The 6,000-nt window shown below is 67.7% G+C and carries 6 protein-coding genes and 1 pseudogene; 3 read left to right on the forward strand and 4 right to left on the reverse strand.

Going from position 1 to position 6,000, the window contains the following annotated elements; translation table 11 throughout:
• Positions 1 to 25: 25 nt before the first annotated feature.
• Positions 26 to 196: a hypothetical protein gene (locus EPL00_RS19350; RefSeq protein ID WP_162224275.1), complete on the forward strand. Its 171-nt coding sequence runs from the start codon at positions 26 to 28 to the stop codon at positions 194 to 196.
• Between the two features lie 51 nt (positions 197 to 247).
• Entirely contained in the window at positions 248 to 2,407 is a 2,160-nt protein-coding gene (locus tag EPL00_RS19355; protein ID WP_135854347.1) for a S9 family peptidase, read from the forward strand.
• Positions 2,408 to 2,491: 84 nt separating this feature from the next.
• Here the strand turns inward: EPL00_RS19355 and EPL00_RS19360 are convergent, their stop codons facing one another.
• From EPL00_RS19360 to dgoD, 3 genes are all read right to left on the reverse strand, one after another.
• Positions 2,492 to 2,848, reverse strand: coding sequence for a HalOD1 output domain-containing protein (locus tag EPL00_RS19360; RefSeq protein ID WP_135854346.1), 357 nt, complete (start codon positions 2,846 to 2,848; stop codon positions 2,492 to 2,494).
• A 199-nt stretch (positions 2,849 to 3,047) separates the two neighbouring features.
• Positions 3,048 to 3,440, reverse strand: a complete 393-nt coding sequence (locus EPL00_RS19365; protein WP_135854345.1) for a hypothetical protein — start codon at positions 3,438 to 3,440, stop codon at positions 3,048 to 3,050.
• 2 nt (positions 3,441 to 3,442) lie between these two features.
• Positions 3,443 to 4,591 carry a galactonate dehydratase gene (gene dgoD, locus EPL00_RS19370; protein ID WP_135854344.1) on the reverse strand — a complete coding sequence of 383 codons (1,149 nt, stop codon included), beginning with the start codon at positions 4,589 to 4,591 and terminating at the stop codon, positions 3,443 to 3,445.
• Between the two features lie 138 nt (positions 4,592 to 4,729).
• Between dgoD and EPL00_RS19375 the strand changes: the two genes are divergently transcribed.
• Positions 4,730 to 5,155 carry a helix-turn-helix domain-containing protein gene (locus EPL00_RS19375; protein WP_135854343.1) on the forward strand — a complete coding sequence of 142 codons (426 nt, stop codon included), beginning with the start codon at positions 4,730 to 4,732 and terminating at the stop codon, positions 5,153 to 5,155.
• Positions 5,156 to 5,281: 126 nt separating this feature from the next.
• On the opposite strand, the pseudogene EPL00_RS19380 reads toward EPL00_RS19375, so the two are convergent.
• Positions 5,282 to 6,000 (reverse strand): annotated as a pseudogene (locus EPL00_RS19380) (hypothetical protein); the annotation flags it as partial.

Consider the following 6,000-nt stretch of genomic DNA (forward strand, 5'->3'; position numbering starts at 1 on the left):
GGGGACCGGCGTCGTGAGGAGTTTCATGGCCGACTCGAAGTTGGCGACCGCGCTGAAGGCCGGGGCCGCCGTGGTCGGGGTGTTCGTCGCGCTCGTCGTGGTCCTCCCGCTCGTGCCGTTGCTCCTCGAACTCGTGGTGGGCGTCTTCCGGGCGTTCTTCGACGCCATCGTGCCCGGCGGGAAGACCTACGAGTAGCGATTTTCCGGTGCCCACACGCTCAAGGCGGCGGCGCGCCACGCTTTCGGCATGCCAGACTCATTGGAACTCGAAGACTTCTACGACCTGACGCTCGTGACCGACCTCGCGGTCTCGCCCGACGCCGAGGAGGTCGCGTTCGTCGCCGACGAGTTCGACCGGCAGGAGGACGAGCGTCGAACCTCCCTCTTCGTCGCGCCGACCGACGGCTCGCGCGAGCCACATCGTCTCTCGCGGGCGTCCGACGCGAGCGCGCCAGCGTGGAGTCCCGACGGCTCGAAGCTCGCCTTCGCGGCGGCGCGGGACACCGACGCCGAAATCGCCGTGACGCGTTCCGGAGACGACGCGGCGGACACGGACGACGCGACGGACGCGGACGACGCCGAGGAGGGAGCGACCGACGACGAGCCGAAGCCCCAAATCTGGGCATTCGACCTCGAACGGGGCGGCGACGCGCGCCAACTCACCGACTTCGAGGAGGGCGTGCGCGGCTTCGACTGGGGACCGGAGGGCGACCGACTCGTGGTCGCGGCCCGCGACCCGACCGACGACCAGCGCGAGTACTTGGCGGCCCGGCGCGACGAGGACGGCCCTATCGAGACCGAGCGACTCCAGCACAAGTTCGACGGACAGGGGTGGCTGGACGACGTGACGACTTACCTCTTCGTCGTGGACTACGAGACCCGCGAGGCGACTCGCCTCGACGACGCCTACAGCGGCGGCGGCGCGCGCGAACCGGCCACCGGCTTGAGTCCCGCGTGGTCGCCCGGCGTCTCCGGTCGCTCCGCTGACGGAGACGCGTCCGACTCGTCCGGCGACGGTCGCATCGCGTTCCTCTCGAACCGGACCGACCGCCCCGACGACAACTACGTGATGGACCTCTACACCATCGCGCCCGACGGGAGCGACTGCCGGAAAGTCACCGATTCAGACCTAACCGCGAGTCGGCCGCGCTGGCATCCCGACGGCGACCGCCTCGCGTTCGTCGGCGGCGACCCCGAGAACGCGTATCGGCCCTCGGAGGTGTACGTGGCGGATGTTTCGGACGATTCGTCCGACTACGACTCGTGGTCGAGCGACCTCGACCGGACCGTCGCGCGCTACGGCGAACTCGGGTGGCACGGTGACGACTGCTACGCCGCGGTCGGCGACGAGGGCCTGACCCGACTCGTCCGATTCTCCGAGGGCGGTGCAGGCGAGGCGGGCGCGACCCGAGCGGCCGTCCCGGAGCGAACCTTCGAGGAGCAGGGCCGCGACCGAACTATCGAAGGATTCGACCTCCGAGGAGACCGGGCGGTCGTCCTCCTCTCGGACCCCGAGGAGGGCACGGACCTCCACGCGCTCGACGCCGGGGACCTCGCTTCCGAGTCGGGCGATGCGACCGAACTCACTCGCCTCACCGCGCTCAACGACGACCTCCTCGCGGACCGCCACACGCCCGAGTGTCGCCGCGTCACGTTCGAGTCCGAGGGCGAGGAAATCGAGGCGCTGGCGTACCTCCCCGACGAGTTCGACCCCGAGGACCCCGACCCGCGACCGGTCGTCGCCTCGATTCACGGGGGTCCGGTCTCCTACGACGCGCCGACGTTCTCCTTCGAGTTCGCCCACTTCACCGGGCAGGGGTACGTCGTCCTCCGGACGAACTACCGGGGGAGTTCGTCGTACGGCCGCGAGTTCAGCGAGCAGATTCGCGGCGAGTGGGGACCGCGCGAGACCGCCGACGTGCTGGCTGGCGTCGAGGAGCTAGTCGCCCGCGGGTGGGCCGACCCCGAGCGCCTGTTCGCCACCGGCTTCTCCTACGGCGGCATCACGACGGGCTACCTCGTCGCGGAATCGGACCGGTTCGCGGCCGCGGCGGCCGAACACGGCGTCTACGACTTCCGGTCGGCGTTCGGCACCGACGACAGTCACGTCTGGTGGGAGAACGACTTCGGCCTGCCGTGGGAGAACGAGGAGGGCTACGACGCCGCGTCGAGCATCCGCGACGTGGGGAACGTCGAGACGCCCCTGCTGGTCACGGCTGGCGGCGAGGACTGGCGGTGTCCGCCCTCCCAGAGCGAACAGCTCTACGTCAGCGTCAAGAAGCAGGGCGTGCCCGCCAGACTGGTCGTCTACCCCGACGAACACCACAACATCGGCGACCCCGACCGCGCCGTCCACCGGTTGCAAGAACTGACCGACTGGTTCGAGCGCCACGACCCCGACGCGTAGAGCGGCGACTCCTCGTCGGTATCGTTGCGCCCTCCTGTTCGGAGAAGTCGAAGCGGGAGAACGAGGAGGCCCGTCGGAGGTCGGTCAGGCCGACTGGGCCGCGGACGCCGACGAGTCCCCACCGGCGTCGGGTTCGTAGACCACGTGGTCGCCGTTCGCGCGGACTTCGACCCGACAGCCGTTGAGTCCGAAGACGACGTGGCCCGTGGGTCCCGTCGCGCCGCCGTCGCGGTTCTCGAAGAGGCGATTCAGCGCGTCCGGGTCCACCACGTCGTAGAGGACGCACTCGTCGGCGAGGCGGTCGCAGTCGGTCACTTCGGTCACGGCCTCCACGATGGCCGTGCTAACGTCTAAGTCGTTCGATACTATCTGGTACGCCGCGCGCCCGTCCCGGTCGAGCGACGGCGCACGTTTCGTGAGGTCTCCTGTATCCCGGTTCATGCGTGAAGTAGGGTGCCACCGACTCCCAATATCGGCGTATCGGTTCAAATGGCCAATAGTACAAAAAATCCCCGGTTCCGGCGGGGAAATCTACCGAGTCGTCGCACCTGATTATCCGTCGGTTCGAATCTGTTTTTCCTCTCTGCGGACGAAAAATATAATATTTCCACGATATACCGCCGAATCGTCGCTTCGTCGCCTACTCTTTGGTCAGAATCATCGGTTCGTCGTTCGCGCCGTCAGTTTCGTCCGCGTCGCCAGTTTCGTCTGCGTCGCCTGTCGTCTCCGTCGAGTCGCCGCCGACGCTCGCGGCGAACTGGTCGGCGTGGAGCGCCTTCAGGCGCGCGAGTTCGTCCGCCGAGAGGGCCATCCGGTCGGCGAACTCGTCCCAGACGTGACTCCGGACCGCGAGGTAGTACGCCGTCGCGTCCTGCGCGACCAGCGGGTCGCGGTGGAACTGCGTCCGGTACTCGTAGACGAGTCCGTCCACGCCGACGCCCTCCAAGTCGCGGACCGCTCGCTGGTGGCGCGCGAGGAGTTCCCGGTCGGTCTCGTCCTCGATTGCGGGGAACGCCCCGAGTGGCTCGGGCATCCTCACCACTCCGCGACGCTCCCGTCGTCGTGTCGCCAGACGGGGTTGTGCCAGTTCACCTCGCCCGCGCGCTCGCGGACGACCGACTCGTCGATTTCGATTCCGAGGCCGGGCTTCTCGGGCAACTCGACGTAGCCGTCGTCGTACTCGAACACCGAGGAGTCCGCCAGATAGTCCAACACGTCGCTCTCCTCGTTGTAGTGGATGTCGAGGCTCTGCTCCTGAATCAGGGCGTTGGGCGTGCAGGCGTCCACCTGCACGCAGGAGGCGAGTGCGATTGGCCCGAGCGGGCAGTGGGGCGCGAGCGCCACGTCGTAGGCTTCCGCCATCGACGCGATTTTCTTGACCTCGGTGATGCCTCCGGCGTGGCTCAGGTCGGGTTGAATCACGTCCACGGCCTGCGATTCGAAGACCTCCTTGAAGTCCCACCGCGAGTACATGCGTTCGCCGGTGGCGATGGGCGTCGTGGTGTGGGCCGCGATTTCGGGGAGTGCGTCGTTGTGTTCCGGCAGGACCGGCTCCTCGACGAACATCGGCTCGTAGGGTTCGAGCGCCGCGGCGAGTCGCTTGGCCATCGACTTGGCCACGCGCCCGTGGAAATCGACGCCGATATCGACCTCGTCGCCGACCGCCTCGCGGACCTCCGCCAGACGCTCCTCCGCTTCCCGGATTTTGGCGGGCGAATCGACCCGCTCCAACTCGGGCGTCGCGTTCATCTTCAGCGCGGTGAACCCGGCTTCGACCTGCTCCTCGGCGGCCCGGCCCACGTCCGCGGGTCGGTCGCCGCCTATCCACTGGTAGACGCGAATTCGGTCGCGGGCCTTGCCCCCCAGCAGTTCGTACACCGGCGCGTCGAAGTGCTTGCCCTTGATGTCCCAGAGGGCTTGGTCGATGCCCGCGATGGCCGACATCAGCACCGGGCCGCCGCGGTAGAAGCCGCCGCGGTACATCGTCTGCCAGTGGTCCTCGATTCTGCGGGGGTCCTCGCCCAGCAGGTAGCCCTCCAGTAACTCCTCGACGGCGGCCCGGACGGTGTGGGCGCGACCCTCCACGACCGGTTCGCCCCAGCCGACGGTCCCGTCGCTGGTTTCGAGGCGCAGGAACAGCCACCGCGGGGGCACCTCGAACAGTTCGTAGTCGGTAATCTCCATGCCCGGCCGTACGCGACCGACCGTCTAAACCTCGGGGGAACTGGCAACGCCCCCGAAACCTCGTTTGTGATGCGGTCCCAGAGCTAACTGAATTAAAACAGACAAAGTTAACACCCACAAATATGAAAATTCTATCCGATGGACAAGCTCGACGGTGTCTCGCTCTCGGCCCTACAGGACCAACTCGACGCGGCCGACAGCGCGAAGGCGACTAAGCGACTGATGGTCGCCATCGCGTACAAAGACGGCGTGTCGGTCTCGGTCTTGGCCGAGCGGTACGGCGTTCCCGAATCGACCCTCTACTACTGGCTCGACCGCCTCGCCGACAAACCGCTCTCGGAGGCGGTCGAGGACGACGAACGGCCGGGACGACCCTCGGAACTCTCCGGCGACGAGCGCGAGGCGGTGTTCGACGCGCTCGGCGACTCGCCGACCGCCTACGGGTTCGACGCCGACTCGTGGACCCCCGAACTCGTCCGGGAGTTCATCGACAGCGAGTACGACGTGTCCTACTCGCTGGGCCACGTCCGCCGCATGCTCCGAGACGCCGACGTGTCGGTCTGAGCCGCCGGGACGACGGTACCCCGCCGAGGAGACGGTTTCGAACGCCCCGCCCGCCGACAAAGAAACCTCTATCACTTTTCACCAAAACGTATCTTTCGAAGACAGAAATCCCGTTCTTCGACCCGACTACCGGCGTCTGCGCGCGAGGAGTGCCCCGGCGGCGACGCCGAGCCACCCCGTCGTTCCGTCGTCAGCGAGCGGGAAGTCGGCCCCGCCGGACCCGGTCGCATCGTCTGCCCCGGCATCGTCGCCGACCCCGACGTTCTCGCTACCTCCGGCCTCGTCGCCGACGTTCTCCGCCCGGTTCGGCGTCTCGGGGTCGTAGCACACCGCGAACTGCTCGACGGGGAACGGGTTCCCGCCGGGGTCGTCCGGGGCGACGAGGAGCGCCCGCTCGGAGACGCCCTCCGGGAAGTCGTAGACGTTCCCGCCGGGACCGCCGTAGACGATGGCCGCGTCCACGCGGAGCGTCGAGTCGAACGTCAGCGCGACCGGTCGGCCGTCGTCGTCGCGCTCGGCGACCCGCACCTCGATGCGGTATCCCTCGCCGTCGGCCTCGAACTCGAAGGTGTTCTCGCCGATTCGCGTGGCGTTCTCGCCGGTGAACTCGCCGTCCTCGTAGGTCAGCAGTAGCCCTCGCTCCAGTCCGAAGTCCTCACAGCGCGGGAATCCGGCGACCGGCCGCGCCTCGACCTCGGGCGTCGGTATCGTCGTGGTGGTCGTGGTCGTTTCTGTCGTCGTAGTCGCCGTCGTGGTCGTTTCAGTTGTCGTAGTCTCCGTCGTGGTCGTTTCTGTCGTCGTAGTCGCCGTCGTGGTCGTTTCAGTTGTCGTAGTCTCCGTCGTGG

It is taken from the genome of Halorussus salinus (assembly GCF_004765815.2).
GTDB classification, from domain to species: Archaea; Halobacteriota; Halobacteria; order Halobacteriales; family Haladaptataceae; genus Halorussus; species Halorussus salinus.